This window comes from Streptomyces roseolus, from assembly GCF_014649855.1.
Lineage (GTDB): Bacteria > Actinomycetota > Actinomycetes > Streptomycetales > Streptomycetaceae > Streptomyces > Streptomyces roseolus.
Map to the genome: position 1 here is coordinate 31,440 of NZ_BMTV01000005.1, position 15,484 is coordinate 46,923.

16 protein-coding genes are annotated in these 15,484 nt (G+C 72.7%); 8 read left to right on the forward strand and 8 right to left on the reverse strand.

Translation table 11 applies throughout. The features are described from left to right. Nucleotides 1–90 precede the first annotated feature (90 nt). On the forward strand, nt 91–1,686 hold the full coding sequence (locus tag IE245_RS07225) for an AMP-binding protein (RefSeq protein ID WP_189945904.1): 1,596 nt from the start codon (nt 91–93) through the stop codon (nt 1,684–1,686). Here IE245_RS07225 and IE245_RS07230 read toward each other — a convergent pair. From IE245_RS07230 to IE245_RS37910, 3 genes are all read right to left on the reverse strand, one after another. Continuing rightward, nucleotides 1,683–2,228 carry a GNAT family N-acetyltransferase gene (locus tag IE245_RS07230; protein ID WP_189945905.1) on the reverse strand — a complete coding sequence of 182 codons (546 nt, stop codon included), beginning with the start codon at nt 2,226–2,228 and terminating at the stop codon, nt 1,683–1,685. The genes IE245_RS07225 and IE245_RS07230 overlap by 4 nt on opposite strands. A gap of 19 nt (nt 2,229–2,247) precedes the next feature. Next, a complete protein-coding gene (locus tag IE245_RS07235; RefSeq protein WP_189945906.1) occupies nt 2,248–3,009 on the reverse strand; it encodes a TIGR04222 domain-containing membrane protein in 762 nt (253 codons plus the stop codon). 92 nt (nt 3,010–3,101) lie between these two features. After that, entirely contained in the window at nt 3,102–4,175 is a 1,074-nt protein-coding gene (locus tag IE245_RS37910; RefSeq protein ID WP_373305289.1) for a hypothetical protein, read from the reverse strand. 265 nt (nt 4,176–4,440) lie between these two features. Here IE245_RS37910 and gcl point away from each other — a divergent pair, with 265 nt between their 5' ends. Together gcl and IE245_RS07250 are read left to right on the forward strand one after the other, a co-directional pair. Further along, nucleotides 4,441–6,228: a glyoxylate carboligase gene (gene gcl / locus IE245_RS07245; RefSeq protein ID WP_189945907.1), complete on the forward strand. Its 1,788-nt coding sequence runs from the start codon at nt 4,441–4,443 to the stop codon at nt 6,226–6,228. 153 nt (nt 6,229–6,381) lie between these two features. Next, on the forward strand, nt 6,382–6,783 hold the full coding sequence (locus tag IE245_RS07250) for a hypothetical protein (protein ID WP_189945908.1): 402 nt from the start codon (nt 6,382–6,384) through the stop codon (nt 6,781–6,783). Here the strand turns inward: IE245_RS07250 and IE245_RS07255 are convergent. After that, nucleotides 6,780–7,772 carry an ArsR/SmtB family transcription factor gene (locus IE245_RS07255; RefSeq protein WP_189945909.1) on the reverse strand — a complete coding sequence of 331 codons (993 nt, stop codon included), beginning with the start codon at nt 7,770–7,772 and terminating at the stop codon, nt 6,780–6,782. The genes IE245_RS07250 and IE245_RS07255 overlap by 4 nt on opposite strands. A gap of 125 nt (nt 7,773–7,897) precedes the next feature. Here IE245_RS07255 and IE245_RS07260 point away from each other — a divergent pair, with 125 nt between their 5' ends. After that, on the forward strand, nt 7,898–9,130 hold the full coding sequence (locus IE245_RS07260; protein WP_189945910.1) for an MFS transporter: 1,233 nt from the start codon (nt 7,898–7,900) through the stop codon (nt 9,128–9,130). Here IE245_RS07260 and IE245_RS07265 read toward each other — a convergent pair. The 4 genes from IE245_RS07265 to IE245_RS07280 form a co-directional block, all read right to left on the reverse strand. Further along, a complete protein-coding gene (locus tag IE245_RS07265) occupies nt 9,066–9,731 on the reverse strand; it encodes an HNH endonuclease family protein (RefSeq protein ID WP_189945911.1) in 666 nt (221 codons plus the stop codon). The two genes, IE245_RS07260 and IE245_RS07265, sit on opposite strands and share 65 nt — an antisense overlap. A 486-nt stretch (nt 9,732–10,217) precedes the next feature. Further along, nucleotides 10,218–11,675 (reverse strand): catalase, encoded by a 1,458-nt coding sequence (locus tag IE245_RS07270; RefSeq protein ID WP_189945912.1) that lies wholly within the window; start codon nt 11,673–11,675, stop codon nt 10,218–10,220. A 193-nt stretch (nt 11,676–11,868) separates the two neighbouring features. Beyond that, the gene (locus IE245_RS07275; protein ID WP_189945913.1) at nt 11,869–12,759 is read right to left on the reverse strand and encodes a 2-hydroxy-3-oxopropionate reductase; all 891 of its coding nucleotides are present in this window, start codon (nt 12,757–12,759) and stop codon (nt 11,869–11,871) included. A gap of 47 nt (nt 12,760–12,806) precedes the next feature. Beyond that, nucleotides 12,807–13,640 carry a TIM barrel protein gene (locus tag IE245_RS07280; RefSeq protein WP_189945914.1) on the reverse strand — a complete coding sequence of 278 codons (834 nt, stop codon included), beginning with the start codon at nt 13,638–13,640 and terminating at the stop codon, nt 12,807–12,809. A gap of 140 nt (nt 13,641–13,780) precedes the next feature. On the opposite strand from IE245_RS07280, the gene IE245_RS07285 reads away from it, so the two are divergent. The 4 genes from IE245_RS07285 to uraH all read left to right on the forward strand — a co-directional run bounded on the left by IE245_RS07285 (nt 13,781) and on the right by uraH (nt 15,481). Then, complete coding sequence (locus tag IE245_RS07285; RefSeq protein ID WP_189946140.1) at nt 13,781–14,041, forward strand: YkoF family thiamine-binding protein; 261 nt, start codon at nt 13,781–13,783, stop codon at nt 14,039–14,041. 44 nt (nt 14,042–14,085) lie between these two features. Then, nucleotides 14,086–14,406: a helix-turn-helix domain-containing protein gene (locus IE245_RS07290; RefSeq protein ID WP_189946141.1), complete on the forward strand. Its 321-nt coding sequence runs from the start codon at nt 14,086–14,088 to the stop codon at nt 14,404–14,406. A 155-nt stretch (nt 14,407–14,561) separates the two neighbouring features. Then, entirely contained in the window at nt 14,562–15,077 is a 516-nt protein-coding gene (uraD, locus tag IE245_RS07295) for a 2-oxo-4-hydroxy-4-carboxy-5-ureidoimidazoline decarboxylase (protein WP_189945915.1), read from the forward strand. Then, nucleotides 15,074–15,481, forward strand: a complete 408-nt coding sequence (uraH, locus tag IE245_RS07300) for a hydroxyisourate hydrolase (protein WP_189945916.1) — start codon at nt 15,074–15,076, stop codon at nt 15,479–15,481. The genes uraD and uraH overlap by 4 nt, the downstream gene beginning before the upstream one ends. Nucleotides 15,482–15,484 lie beyond the last annotated feature (3 nt).

Here is a 15,484-nt window from a genome sequence, read left to right on the forward strand (position 1 = left end):
GGGTCCGCGAGGCGCGCGCGGACCCGGGCCCCGCACCGCCGCCCGAGGGGCCCGCGCCGACACCGACGCACACCACCGAAGGGACCCGGCATGACCGTCACGGAGCTCTCGTACGCGCACGGGGTGGCGGACACCCCGCTGCTTGGCGACACCATCGGAGCCGACCTCGACCGGGCCGTCGCCGCCTGGCCCGGCCGGGAGGCCCTGGTCGACCTCGCCGAGGGGCGGCGCTGGACCTACGCCGAGTTCGGCGCCGACGTCGACCGGATCGCCGGCGCCCTGCTCGGCAGCGGCGTCCGCAAGGGCGACCGGGTCGGGATCTGGGCGGTGAACCGCGCCGAGTGGGTCCTCGTCCAGTACGCCACCGCCCGCGTCGGCGCCGTCATGGTCACCATCAACCCGGCCTATCGCGCCCATGAACTCGCCTTCGTGCTGCGCCAGTCGGGCATCTCGCTGCTCTTCGCCTCGCTCACCCACAAGACCAGCGACTACCGGGCGATGGTCGAGGAGGTGCGGGGCGCGTGCCCGGAGCTGCGGGAGGCGGTGTACTTCGGCGACCCGACCTGGGACGCCTTCGCGGCCCGCCCCTCCGGCGGGCTCGTCCCCGAGCCGCTCTCCGCCGACGAGCCGGTCAACGTCCAGTACACCTCGGGCACCACCGGCTTCCCGAAGGGCGCCACGCTCTCCCACCACAACATCCTCAACAACGGCTACTTCGTGGGCGAGATGATCGCCTACACGGAGGAGGACAGGATCTGCGTGCCGGTGCCCTTCTACCACTGCTTCGGCATGGTGATGGGCAACCTCGCGGCCACCTCGCACGGCGCCTGCATCGTGATCCCGGCCCCGTCCTTCGACCCCGCGGCCACCCTCCGCGCCGTCCAGGAGGAGCGCTGCACCTCCCTCTACGGCGTGCCGACCATGTTCATCGCCGAGCTGAACCTGCCGGACTTCGCCGCGTACGACCTCTCGTCCCTCCGCACCGGCATCATGGCGGGCTCGCCGTGCCCGGTGGAGGTGATGAAGCGGGTGGTCACCGAGATGAACATGGCGGAGGTGTCGATCTGTTACGGCATGACGGAGACCTCGCCGGTCTCCACCCAGACCCGCCGCGACGACGACCTGGAGCGGCGCACCGGCACCGTCGGCCGGGTCCTGCCGCACATCGAGGTGAAGGTCGTCGACCCGGCCACCGGCCTCACCGTCCCGCGCGGCACCGCCGGCGAACTGTGCACCCGTGGCTACAGCGTGATGCTCGGCTACTGGGACGAGCCGGAGAAGACCGCCGAGGTCGTCGACGCGGGCCGCTGGATGCACACCGGCGACCTGGCGGTGATGCGCGAGGACGGCTACGTGCGGATCGTCGGCCGCATCAAGGACATGATCATCCGCGGTGGCGAGAACATCTACCCGCGCGAGATCGAGGAGTTCCTCCACGCCCACCCCAAGGTCGCCGACGTGCAGGTCGTCGGCGTCCCCGACGAGCGCTACGGCGAGGAGATCCTGGCCTGCGTGATCCCGCGCGACCCGGCCGACCCGCCCACCCCCGACGAACTCGCCGCCTTCTGCCGCGACCGCCTCGCCCACTACAAGGTCCCGCGCCGAGTCGAGATCCTCACCGAGTTCCCGATGACGGTCAGCGGCAAGGTCCGCAAGGTGGACCTCCGCGAGCGCTACGGCAGTTAGGCCCTGTCCGAGGTCCTGCCCGACCCCTGCGCCAGCTCCCTGCGCATGCAGACGCGCGGCCAGGCCGCCAGGCCGTGGGCGGCCTCGGCGCGGCTGATCTCCCGCAGGCCCTCGGTGAGGGCGGGGTCGGCGTCGGTGAGCGGGCGGAAGCCCAGGCGGGCGTAGTACGGGGCGTTCCAGGGCACTTCGGCGAAGGTCGTCAGGGTGAGGGCCGTCAGGCCCTCCTTCCGGGCGGCCTCGGCCAGGTGCTCGATCAGGGCCCGGCCGACGCCCCGGCGGGCGGCCTCCGGATGGACGGAGACCTGCTCGATGTGGGCGGCGCCGTCGACCGCGTCCGCGATCAGATAGGCGACGGGACGGTCGGCCCCGTCGACCGCCACCCAGGCCCGGCCCGCCGCGCGATACCCCTCCAGGACGTCGAGGGGGAGGGGCTCGTCGTCGGCGACCGCCGCCATTCCGAGGGTGCGGAAGGGTTCGCCCGCCGCGCGCTCGATGGACCGGAGCAGCGGGAGTTCGGCCGGTGCGGCCGCTCGGATGCGCATACGACAGTATGGCCCGGCCTCACCGCCCGTCGGGGGTCCGGTGGCCGAGCAGCCCCCCGTCCCTGGCGAAGCGCGGCAGGAACAGCGCGAGCGCCGGATCGCCGTACAGCGCCACGTACAGCTGGACGAGCCGCCCGTCCGTCACCTCCCGCCGGTGCGCCGGCAGCGGATGCCGCTCCCGCAGGTCGGCGAGGAGTCGCCGGGCGGCCCGGGTGGCCGGCGGCAGCCGCAGCAGCGCGAGCACGGCCGGGAGCACCGGCACCCCGGCGGCGAGGACGAGCACGGGCCCCGGGCCGTCCTGCGCCCCGGCGCCCGCGATCAGCAGCCCGGCCGCGAGCGTGGCGGGCGCCGCCGCGAGCAGCAGCCGGGCCGTGCGCCGCCGCCCCGGCGGGCGCAGCAGCCCCGCCCGCCCCAGGTCGGCGCACAGCGCGTCCACCGCCCGGCGCGCCTCGGGACGCACCGCGAGCGCGCGCGGCGGAAGGGCGTTGCGCAGCGAGCGGTGCACGCCGAGCTGGACCGGGTCCCGGGTGCGCCCCGGCCCGCCGTTGGCCCGAACCGTGTGTTTACGTCCCGCCGCGACCGCTCCGCGCTGGTGCAGCGCGACGAGCGCGACCGTCACGGCGGCCTGCCGTCCGCCGCGCAGCAGCGCCAGCGCCTCGGGGCCGGGCGGGGCGGTGCCGCCGCCGCTCCCGCCCCGGACGCGCAGCAGCACCGCCGCGACCAGCACCTCGGCCCAAGCGGCGCAGGCCGCCGCCATGAACCACCCCGTCCCCGTTCCCATGCCGTCCACCCCCCCAGGAGGGTTCTGCCCGGGGGAGCGTGATCCTCACGCGTGGATGGCCGGATCCGTATGCCCGATCGGCCCGCGAGGGATCAGACGGCGCCGCCGGACGTCAGTTCGTCGGCGGCGTCGTTCACGGGCTGCGGGGTGCCGGTGAGGTCGAGGACGAAGAGCGGGAGCCTTATCTCGGCGGCGCGGGAGCGGGCCTCGGGGGTGTAGCCGGCGAGCGAGAAGAAGACGCTCACGGAGGAGGCGCTGAGACCGTTCAGCCACAGGCACTCCACGGCCCGCAGTCCGGCCGGCCGGGTGCTGGGGTCGACCTGGGCGACGAGCCCGGGGCCGCGCAGGTCCACGCCGGGGGAGCGCTTGTCCTCCGGCTGCACGATCTCCCGGAAGCCGAGCCAGTGCAGGTACGTGGCCGCCGCGGCGACCGCGTCCCGCGCCGTCCGGATCGTCACCGGCCGGTAGACGCCCCGCCCGGGGGAGGGGCTCGGCACGGTCGGCGGGGGCGGGATGTGCGCCGGGTACCGCTCGGCGAAGGACCGGGGCGGGGCGCCGAACCAGTCCGAGACGGGCCCGGGCTCCCCGCGGGCCTCGTCGTCCGGGGTGGCGAAGAGGCCCGAGCCGTCGGCCACGGGCCCGTCGCCGACGCCGTCCGGTGCGTACGGAAGGGACCCGGGGCCGGCGGAGCCGTCGGGTACGTGCGGGACGGGTCCGTCCCCCTCGGAGCCGTACGCCTCGTCGGAGCCGTCCCCCTTGGAGCCGTACCCCTCGTCGGAGCCGTACGCCTCGTCGGAGCCGTCCCCCTTGGAGCCGTACGCCTCGTCGGAGCCGTACGCCTCGTCGGAGCCGTACGCCTCGTCGGTGCCGTGCCCCTGCCCGGTGCCGTGTCCCTGCCCGCCGGGGGCGGGTGCCACCGGGATCCTCAGGACCGCCCCGCAGGCGCAGCCCAGCTCCGGGCGGGGCCACTCGCCCTCGCGGCCGCAGGCGCCGCAGCGCACGGTCACCCACTCGTCCTGCCAGGTCCGGTGCCGGACCGCTTCGGCGGTCGTGTCCGGGACCAGGGGCGGGGCGACGGGGGTCCCGCAGGCGCAGGGGAAGACGGACGCCGCGTACACATGGCTCCGCAGGCACTCAGGGCAGCGCACCGACACCGACTCACCCACACCGAACCCCCTCTTCCCGTGTGCCCATGGTCCACCCATCCGGCCGCGTGGGGGAGCGACTTCGGCCATCGAGGCGGCCTTTCGACGCCCGCCGGGGGCCGGTGGGGGCCCGCTCGGGTGCCCGTCTGGTGGGCGCTCCCTTGACGGCTTCCCGAGCCCCACTTACATTGCTTCCGTATAGCAGAACAGTTCTTCCGCATTACGGAAACAGGGACGGGCGGCCCGCCCGGAACCTGCGACCGACCGGCCGAGCAGGAGCACTCCCATGCCTCGTATGACCGCCGCCGCAGCGGCCGTTGAGATCCTCAAGCGCGAAGGCGTCACCAACGCCTTCGGCGTGCCCGGCGCGGCGATCAACCCCTTCTACCGCGAGCTCAAGAACGTCGGCGGCATCAGCCACACCCTGGCCCGCCACGTCGAGGGCGCCTCCCACATGGCGGAGGGCTACACCCGCGCCAAGGCCGGCAACATCGGTGTCTGCATCGGCACCTCCGGCCCCGCGGGCACCGACATGATCACCGGCCTGTACTCGGCGATCGCCGACTCCATCCCGATCCTGTGCATCACCGGCCAGGCCCCGGTCTCGAAGCTCCACAAGGAGGACTTCCAGGCCGTCGACATCGCCTCGATCGCCGCGCCCGTCACCAAGAAGGCCACCACCGTCCTGGAGGCCGCGCAGGTCCCCGGCGTCTTCCAGCAGGCCTTCCACCTGATGCGCTCCGGCCGTCCCGGCCCGGTCCTCATCGACCTGCCGATCGACGTCCAGCTCACCGAGATCGAGTTCGACCCCGAGACCTACGAGCCGCTGCCCGTCTACAAGCCGACGGCCACCCGCGCCCAGGCCGAGAAGGCGCTCTCCTTCCTCCTGGAGGCCGAGCGCCCGCTGATCGTCGCCGGCGGCGGCATCATCAACGCCGACGCCTCCGACCTCCTCGTCGAGTTCGCCGAACTGACGAACATCCCGGTCATCTCCACCCTCATGGGCTGGGGCACCATCCCGGACGACCACGAGCTCGCCGCCGGCATGGTCGGCGTCCAGACCGCGCACCGCTACGGCAACGCGACCTTCCTGGAGTCCGACGTCGTCATCGGCATCGGCAACCGCTGGGCCAACCGCCACACCGGCTACAACCTCGACGCGTACACCAAGGGCCGGAAGTTCGTCCACGTCGACATCGAGCCCACCCAGCTCGGCAAGATCTTCGCCCCGGACTACGGCGTCGCCTCCGACGCCAAGGCCGCCCTGGAGCTCTTCGTCGCCATCGCCAAGGAGTGGAAGGCCGAGGGCAAGCTCCCCGACTTCACCTCCTGGGCCGCCTCCGCGCAGGACCGCAAGGCCACCCTCCAGCGCCGGACGCACTTCGACAACGTCCCGATCAAGCCGCAGCGCGTCTACGAGGAGATGAACAAGGCCTTCGGCCCGGAGACCCGGTACGTCACCACCATCGGCCTCTCCCAGATCGCCGCCGCGCAGTTCCTCCACGTCTACAAGCCGCGCCACTGGATCAACTGCGGCCAGGCCGGCCCGCTCGGCTGGACCATCCCCGCCGCCATCGGCGCCGCCACCGCCGACCCGGAGACCCCGGTCGTCGCGCTCTCCGGCGACTACGACTTCCAGTTCATGATCGAGGAGCTGGCGGTCGCCGCCCAGCACAAGGTCCCCTACGTCCACGTCCTCGTGAACAACGCCTACCTCGGTCTCATCCGGCAGGCGCAGGGCGGTCTCGGCATCAACTTCGAGGTCAACCTCGAGTTCGAGAACATCAACACCCCCGAGATCGGCGTCTACGGCGTCGACCACGTCAAGGTCGCCGAGGGCCTCGGCGTCAAGGCGATCCGCGTCGAGGACCCGGAGAAGCTGGGCGAGGCCCTGGAGCAGGCCAAGAAGATGGCCGTCGAGTACCGGGTCCCGGTCGTCGTCGAGGCGATCCTGGAGCGCATCACCAACATCGCGATGAGCAAGACCGTCGACATGAGCGACGTCACCGAGTTCGAGGAGCTGGCCACCGAGCCCGGCCACGCCCCCACGGCGATCAAGCCGCTCGCGGTCTGACCGCCGGGCCCCTCCGGGCCCGCCCCCGGCTCCCGCCCGCACCCGTCGTCCACGTGACGGAGGCGGGCGGGCCCACCCGGGACGCTCCCGTCCCCGTCACCGCGTGCCCGGCCGGCTCCATCCGGCCGGGCACACGGCGTCTACCGTGGACCCATGACCCCCGCCACCCCCACCCGCCTCGTCACCCACGTCGAGCTCGACGAGGCCCACACCACCGACCGGCAGCTGTCGGTCTCCGCCCGCCTGGAAGCCGAACTCCCCGACGGACGCCGCCTGGTCCTCCTCGACGACCGCGGCTGGAGCGAGAGCGCCCTGGGCGACGGCGACATCCGGGCCCACCTCACCCGCGCGTCCGTGGAGGACGACGCCCGCACGGTCGTCGGCCCGGACGAGCCCTACGGGGAGGAGACGCAGGAGCAGGCCGCCGCCGGCCACTGGGCCGCCCTCGCCGGGATCCTCGCCCGCCAGGGCGTGGACGCCGACCCCACCGTCCTCGCCGGACTGCCCCACGCCGTCGTCCTCGGCGAGCGCCTGCGCGCCTGGGCCGGCTTCTAAGGGGCGGCCCGCTGCGCCCGTACGAGCACGGCGCCGGCCTCCGTCCAGTCGTACAGCACCGACCGGCCGGCCCTCCTCCGGCGCACCAGGCCCGCGTCGTGCAGCACCTTCAGATGGCGTCCCATCGAGCCGAGGCCCTGACCCGTCAGCGCCACCAACTGGCTCGTGGAGAGCGGGGCTTCGAGGCGCAGCAGGACCCCGGCACGGGCCGTCCCGAGGAGCGCGCCCAGCGCCTCCGGCACCGCCGGACCGGTGCCGTCGGCGAGGACCCCCGCGCAGGCGTAGACGATCGCGTACCGCTCCTCGCCGGGCCGCTCCGCGTCCCAGGACACCCAGCCCGTCACCGGCGTCACCGGTACGAGCAGCAGCCGGCCGCCCTCGACCGAACGCGGCGGGTAGTCACGGGCGTTGACCTGGAGGCGGCCGTTCCCCAGCCACCGCGTCCTCCCCGGGCACAGCTCGTCGAGCGCCGCCGCCCAGCCGTCCCGCGCGAGGCGCGCGGTCCTGGCCGCCACGTCGGCCTCCAGCACCCGGCGCCGCCGCGGCCATTCCGGCAGCACCGTCTCCCGCCACACCCAGGTCAGCAACTCCGCGAGGCGCCCCGGCAGATCGCGCGCCGAGGCCAGCGGCTCCGGCACCGGGCCGCCGACCGAGACCGCCAGGTCGGCCAGGGCGGCCGACTGCCCGGTGGCCCGGACCACCGCCACCTCCTCCTCGAAGGAACGCTCGCCCTCGCCCAGCGGGGTGGGCGTGAGGAAGTCCGCGTTCCAGGTCGGGCTGATCGCCGCCCGGACCAGCAGCCCGTCCAGCGGCTCGGCCGCCAGCCGGGCCCGGTAGGCCGGCAGGTGCTCCGCCAGCCACCGCCGCTCGCCCGGGTGCCCGGCCCGCCCGGTGTGCAGCGCCTTCAGCGAGGCGACGGTCTCGGCGAGCGGCGACACCACGAACCGGCCGCCCGCGAGCGCGTCCGCCCCGATCCGCCACCACCCCATGCCCGGCCCCCGCCTCCGCTCGTCGCCCCGGCCCAGCGTCTCCGGCCGCCCCGCCCGGCGCCCACTGTTTCGCGGTCCCGCGAAACAGTACCGGCGCCCGCCCCCGCCTCCCCACAATCCCCGGCATGCCCCTCTCCACCTCCGAGGCGCCCGCCACGGCGGGCTACCGCGACCTGTTCCGCACCCCCGGGTTCACGCCCCTCTTCCTCGCCGGTTCCGCGCAGACCGCCGCCCAGACGGTCGCCGGGCTCGGGCTCGCCACACTCGTCTTCGACGCGACCGGTTCGCCGCTGCTGAGCGCGCTCGCGATGTTCGGGCCCTCGCTCGCCCAGCTGATCGGGGCCACCACGCTGCTCTCCGCCGCCGACCGGCTGCCGCCGCGTACCGCGCTCGCCGTCGTCGCCGGCGTGTTCGCGGCGGGCACGGCCGCCCAGGCCGTGCCCGGGATGCCGCTGGGCGCCGCCTTCGTGCTCCTCGCCGTGCTCGGCGTCGTCGGGTCGCTCGGCGGGGGAGTGCGGTACGGCCTCCTCGGCGAGATCCTGCCGCGCGAGCGGTACCTCATCGGCCGGTCCGTGGTGAACATGGCCGTGGGCGTCTTCCAGATCGCCGGCTTCGCCACCGGCGGGGTGCTCCTCGCCGTGCTCTCCCCGCGCGGCACCCTCCTCGCCGGCGCCGCCCTCTACCTCCTCGCCGGGCTCACCTACCGCTTCGGACTCACCGCCCGCCCGCCGCGCGCCTCCGGCCGCGCCTCGGCCGCCGAGACCTGGCGGACCAACGGCCGGCTGCTCGCCGACCGCCACCGCCGCCTGCTCTACCTCGCGCTCTGGGTGCCCAACGGCCTGGTCGTCGGCTGCGAGGCGCTCTTCGTCCCGTACGCCCCCGACCGCGCCGCGCTGCTCTTCGCCTGCGCCGCCGCCGGCATGCTCGCCGGGGACACGGTCGTCGGGCGGTTCGTGCCGCCGCGGCTGCGGGGGCGGCTCGCCGCGCCCCTCCAGGGCCTGCTGGCGGCCCCGTACCTGCTCTTCGCGCTCGGTACGGGGCTGCCGCCGGTCCTGGCGGGCGCGGCCGTCGCCGTCTCCGCGGTCGGCTACGGCGCGAGCCTGCTGTACCAGGAGCGGCTGCTGGCGCTGGTCCCGGAGGAGTCGAGCGGACACGCGCTCGGCCTGCACGGCTCCGGGATGCTCGCCTGCCAGGGCCTGGCGGCGGCCCTGGCGGGCGGGCTGGCGCAGCTCACCTCGCCGGCGACGGCGATGGCCCTGCTGGCGGGGGCCTCGCTCGCCGTCACCGCCGCGCTCACCGCGGGGCTGTCGAGCGCTGCACGACCGTGTCCTCGCACGGGCCGTCGCCGAACAGCTTGAGCGCCTCCATCTCGTCCTTGTCGACGGAGAGTCCCCAGCGCAGCTTGGTGCCGACCCACTCGCCGACGTAGCGGCAGTAGGCGGCGTTGCCGTCGGGGACCCACGCGGCCGGGTCCTGGCCGGCCTTCGCCTTCTGGCTGCGGGCGGTCACGGCGACCAGGGTGGCCGCGGCCCCCTGGTCGTTGGCGTACCTCGCCCGCCGCTCCGCCGTCCAGCCGGACGCCCCGGAGGCCCACGCCTCCTCCAGCGGGACGAGGTGGTCGACACGGAGCAGGGCCGGGTCGGTGACGCTCTGCCCGTCGTAGTAGGAGGTCCACCGGCCGCCGGTGAGGGCGCAGCCGGACCCGGTCGCGGGCGCCTCGACGGCCTCCACGAGGAGCACCTCGGCGCGGGTGTCGCAGCCGTCGGCCGCGTCGAGGCCCTCGTCCCAGTGCGGGAAGGCCGACTCCTTGTATCCGGCCGGGTCCTCGGTGGCCTCGGTGAGCTCGGCGAGCGCGTCGGGGAAGAGCTGGACGCCCGCGGAGGCGGTGGGCGCGGGGGCGGCGAGCGGGGACAGGACGAGGGCGAGCGGGACGAGCCCGCGCATCAGGTTCTTGATCACGTACGGGTGGATAGCGCCACGGCCGGGGCGTCCGGGCGGCGAATCGCGGTGCGCTCACCCGTGCGGGTGCGGATCTTCACCGCAGAAACGATGCGCTGTGCCCCGTGCCGGGGCATGGAAAAGAGCGCGGAACCAGGGACCGTAAACCTGGTTCCGCGCTCTCGTCGGTGACCGCCCGGCGGTGCGAGGCCGGCGCGACAGGACGTTCGTGCCGCCGGGCGGAGTCCGTGTGCTCCCGGGTGCGGGGAGCTCTCCGCGGGGGGAGGGCGTTGGGACCGCGGCGGCTCCGGCGGACGCTCCGGCCGGTCCCTTCCTTCAGGTCTGGAAGGGGGGCCGGGCGTCCTGGCCACCGCACTGGCTCGCAGCCGCCGCGGTCCTCACGCTGTCCATGAACACCGGCCACCCCTCATCCGGGCCGGTGTTCCGGACGGCGTACGGCATTGACCTCCCGTCAGATGCCGTACGCGGTCTGGTGATCCGAGACGACTAGTCCTCGCGCAGGGCGCGGACGGCCTCCTCGACGCGCTTGCCGTACTCGGCGTCGGCGGCGGCGAAGTGGGCGATGTTCTTCTCGATGACGTCCTCGCGGGACACCTGGGAGAGACCGCCGGCGATGTTGGCGATCAGACGGGACTTCTCGTCCTCCGACATCAGGCGGTACAGCTCGCCGGCCTGGAAGAAGTCGTCGTCCTTGGTGTGCTGCGGGGCGGCGTGGGTGCCGGTCCAGCCGTGGATCGCGAGCGGCGCGGAGAGCGGCACGTCGGTCTGGGCCGGGCCCTGGTAGGAGTTGGGCTCGTAGTTCTTGTCGTACCGCGAGCCGTTGCGGGTCGCCATGGCGCCGTCGCGGCCGTAGTTCTCGGCGACGGTCGCCTTGGGGGCGTTCACCGGGAGCTGGGTGTGGTTGACGCCGAGGCGGTAGCGGTGGGCGTCCGCGTAGGCGAAGAGGCGGCCCTGGAGCATCTTGTCCGGCGAGGGGCCGATGCCCGGGACGAAGTTGTTCGGGGAGAACGCGGCCTGCTCGACCTCGGCGAAGACGTTGTCCGGGTTGCGGTCGAGGACCATCCGGCCGACGCGCTGGAGCGGGTAGTCGGCGTGCGGCCACACCTTGGTGAGGTCGAACGGGTTGAAGCGGTAGTCGGCGGCCTCGGCGGCCGGCATGACCTGCACGTACAGGGTCCAGGAGGGGCTCACGCCGCGCTCGATGGCCTGGAGCAGGTCCGTCTGGTGCGAGTTGGCGTCCTTGCCGACGAGCTCGGCGGCCTGCTCGGCGGAGAGGGAGCGGATGCCCTGGTTCGTCTTGAAGTGGTACTTCACGAAGAAGGCCTCGCCCGCCTCGTTCGTCCACTGGTAGGTGTGCGAGCCGTAGCCGTTCATGTGACGGTACGAGGCCGGGATGCCGCGGTCGCCCATGAGCCAGGTGATCTGGTGGGTGGCCTCGGGGGCGTGGGCCCAGAAGTCCCAGACGTTGTCCGGCTCCTGCTTGCCCGTGAAGGGGTCGCGCTTCTGGGAGTGGATGAAGTCGGGGAACTTGATCGGGTCCTTGATGAAGAACACCGGGGTGTTGTTGCCGACGAGGTCGTAGTTGCCCTCGGCGGTGTAGAACTTCACCGCGAAGCCGCGCGGGTCGCGGACCGCGTCCGCGCCGCCGAGCGAGTCGGCCACGGTGGAGAAGCGGATGAACAGCTCCGTCTTCTTGCCCACCTCGGAGAGGAAGTCGGCCTTGGTGAAGCCGGTGACGTCGTCGGTCACCTCGAAGTAGCCGTACGCGCCGGAGCCGCGGGCGTGCACCACGCGCTCCGGGATCCGCTCACGGTTGAAGCGCGCGAGCTTCTCCAGCAGGTGCTGGTCCTGGAGGAGGAGAGGGCCACCGACGCCGGCGGTGGCGGAGTTCTGGTTGTCGGCGACGGGGGCGCCGGACTCGGTCGTAAGCACGCGCTTCGACATGGTGGCCTTTCCGTACAGGAGAACCTGCTGATGACGATGGCGTGGAGCGTAAGTTCGCTCGAAACACGGCGTCAACAGTTTGTTGAAAATGAAGTGTGGTGTTCCGGTCGGCGGCGGCGCCTGGGCGCGACAGGACAGGTGTCAGCACCGCCGCCGACCGGAAATCTGGGGCCCCGGGATCCGGGGCGTCGGATCAGACCTGGGCGCCGGAGAGGCGCTCGACGGCGCGGAGCAGGGCCGAGTGGTCCAGGCCGCCGTCACCCTGCGCGCGCAGCGAGGCGACGAGCTGGGCGACCACGGCGCCGACCGGGAGGGCCGCGCCGACGTTGCGGGCGGCGTCGGTCACGATGCCCATGTCCTTGTGGTGCAGGTCGATCCGGAAGCCGGGCTTGAAGTCCCGGTTCAGGAAGTTGTCCTTCTTGCGGGTCAGCACGGTCGAGCCGGCCAGACCGCCGTTGAGGACGTCGAGGGCGGCGGTGAGGTCCACGCCGGACTTCTCCAGGAAGACCACGGCCTCGGCGCACGCCTGGATGTTCACGGCGACGATGAGCTGGTTGGCCGCCTTGACCGTCTGGCCGGAGCCGTGCGGGCCGCACAGGACGATGGTCTTGCCGAGGGCCTCCAGGATCGGGAGGGCCTCGTCGAAGTCGGCCTGCTCGCCGCCGACCATGATGGAGAGCACGGCTTCGATGGCGCCGGCCTCGCCGCCGGAGACGGGGGCGTCGATGACGCGGATGCCCTTCTCCTTGGCGTTCTTGGCCAGGTCGACGGAGGTCTGCGGGGTGATCGACGACATGTCGATGACCAGCGCGCCCTGCTTGGCGTTCTCCAGGATGCCCTCGGGGCCGTAGGAGATCGCCTCGACCTGCGGGGAGGCGGGCACCATCGTGATGATCACGTCGGCGTCCTTGACGGCCTCGGCGATGGAGGAGGCCGAGGTGCCGCCGGCCTTGGCCAGGCGGTCCAGCTTGTCCTGCTCCAGGGTGAAGCCGGTGACCGAGTAACCGGCCTTGATCAGGTTCTCGGACATGGGGGAGCCCATGATGCCGAGGCCGATCCACGCGATCTTCGGAAGAGTGCTCATGGTGAGGGTGCCTCTCAAAACAAGGTGGTACGGGGAGGGGGCCTGCGTCAGTTGGCCGGGCGGGCCTCGGCGGGCAGCCATTCGAAGGACGCGGCGGCGTCTGCGGCCTTGTACTCCAGGCCCACGAAGCCGTCGTAACCGGCCTTCTTCAGCTCGTCGAGCAGCTGCTCCAGCGGGAGTTCGCCGGTGCCCGGGGCGCCGCGGCCCGGCATGTCCGCGATCTGGACGTGGCCGGTCTTGTCCGCGTACCGCGCGATGACGGCGCCGACGTCCTCGCCGTTCATGGCCAGGTGGTAGATGTCGAGGAGGAACTTGGCGTTGCCGAGCCCCGTGGCCTCGTTCACCTTGTCGACGACCTCGATCGCGGAGGGGGCGCTCACCAGCGGGTAGAGCGGCGACTCCGGCTTGTTCAGGGTCTCGATCAGCAGGATCGCGCCGACGCGGTCGGCGGCGCGGGCGGCCAGGACCAGGTTCTCCAGGGCGAGGGCGTCCTGGGCCTCCGGGTCGACGCCCTCCACGCGGTTGCCGTAGAGCGCGTTGAGCGCCTTGCAGCCGACCGAGGCGGCGAAGTCCGCGGCGACGTCGATGTTGGCCTTGAAGCGGTCGGACTCCTCGCCCGGGACCGAGACCGCGCCGCGGTCCGGGCCGGGGAGCTGTCCGGCGTAGAAGTTCAGGCCCACCAGCTGGGTGCCGGCGTCCTCAAGGGCCTTCTTGAGGGCGTCGAGCTCGCTCTGCTCGGGGGTGGCGGTGTCGATCCAGGGCCACCACAGCTCGACCGCGGTGAAGCCGGCCGCGGCGGCGGCCGCGGGGCGCTCCAGGAGCGGGAGTTCCGTGAAGAGGATCGACAGGTTCACATCGAAGCGCTGGTCCGTGTATCCCATGAGGGGCGGCGCTCCTTCCGTATTGCGGAAGTCGTTTTCTGTCTGACGGAATGTTGCAAGTGGAGTGCCCGGCTTGTCAAGGGCTCCCTCCGACTTCGGGGCTCCCCAGGCCCTGGTCGGGGCCGTAGCGTGGGGGCATGGTGCGTTTGAGAGTGGAGTTCACGACCGAGCCGTTCGACCTCGACGAGGCGCCGGCCCACGCGGTCGTGGCTCGTGAGGTCATCCAGTCGGCCGAACTGGACGCCGTCGATGTCGGCCCCTTCGGCAACACCGCGGAAGGCGGCGCCGACGCCGTCCTCACCGCCGTCGACGAGCTGCTGCGCAAGGCGCTCGGTGCCGGTGCCACCCGGGTCTCGCTCCAGGTCAACGTGATCGGTGAGGGCGGGGAGGACGACAAGTGACCGAGCATCCCTTGGCGGCGGCGGTGAAGCCGCTGGTCGACGCGATGGGCGCGGAAGTGCTGGAACCGGCGCAGGCCGCGGCCGACGACATCGTGCTGTCCTGGGACGGCGAGGACGTCCTCGCCGTACGGCTGCCCCAGCTGTCGGACTCCCTGGACCGCATCCTCGCGGCGATGGAGCGCCGGCACGGGGTGCCGCTGGCCGAGCTGGACCGCAAGGCCAAGCAGGAGGTCGTCCGGCTCCTGGAGGCGCGCGGCGCCTTCTCCGTGCGTCATGGAGTGGAGACGGTGGCCGGTGCACTGGGTGTCAGCCGCTTCACCGTCTACAACTACCTGAACAGGGAAAACGCCTCCAAGAACGCCTAGTTGATCAAGAATGGCCACAAGCCGTCGTCCGCATGTCGGGACGACGGCTTTTGTGTCACCGAGTTTTCAACAAAGTGTTGACGTCGTGTTGTCGAGGGCGTTAGCTATCCGCAGCCCGTCCGACGCACAGCGAAAAACAGCCACGGAGGCTTCCCGTGACTTCAGGTACGACACCGGGCCTCACCCGGTTCAACACCTCGGCGGACAGCGAGGCTCTCGCCGCGCTCCACGAGGTGTGCTCCAGCTCGGCGTGGGGGAGCAAGATCCTCGCCCAGCGCCCGTACACCACCGCCGAAGCCCTCTTCCTCGCCAGCGACGCCGCCATGGCCGAGCTGACCGCCGAGGACCTGGCCGAGGCGATGGCGGGCCACCCGCCGATCGGTCGTCCGAAGGAAGGGGATGCCACCTCCACCCGCGAGCAGAGCGGGATGGCCGGCTCCTCCGCCGAGCTCAAGGCCGAGATGCTCGAACTGAACCTGGCCTACCAGGACCGTTTCGGCCACGTCTTCCTCATCTGCGCCACCGGCAGGACCGGCGAGCAGATGCGCGACGCGGTCAAGGAGCGGATCGGCAACTCGCCCGAGCAGGAGCGGGAGATCGTCCGCGCCGAACTGGGCAAGATCAACCGCATCCGGCTCACCCGTCTCGTAGAGGAAGAGAGCGCCGCATGAGCACCGACACCACGGCCTCGGTGTCCACCCACATCCTGGACACCAGCATCGGACGCCCCGCGGAGGGCGTGGCGATCACCCTCGCCGCCCGCGCCGGCTCCGACGCCGCCTGGGTCGCGCTCGGCGGCTCGGCCACCGACGCCGACGGACGGTGCAAGGACCTTCCGGCCATGCCGGTCGGCACCACCCACGTACGCCTCGACTTCGAGACCGAGGCGTACTTCCTGAGCAAGCAGAACCAGCAAGCCGAGGCGCAGCAGGACGCCCCCGCGAATCGGGACAGCGGTCCGGCCGGTGCTTTCTTCCCGGAGGTGGCGATCACGTTCGCCGTCGAGCCGGGCGAGCACTACCACGTACCGCTGCTGCTCAACCCGTTCGGCTACTCCGTTTACCGAGGGAGCTAGCAG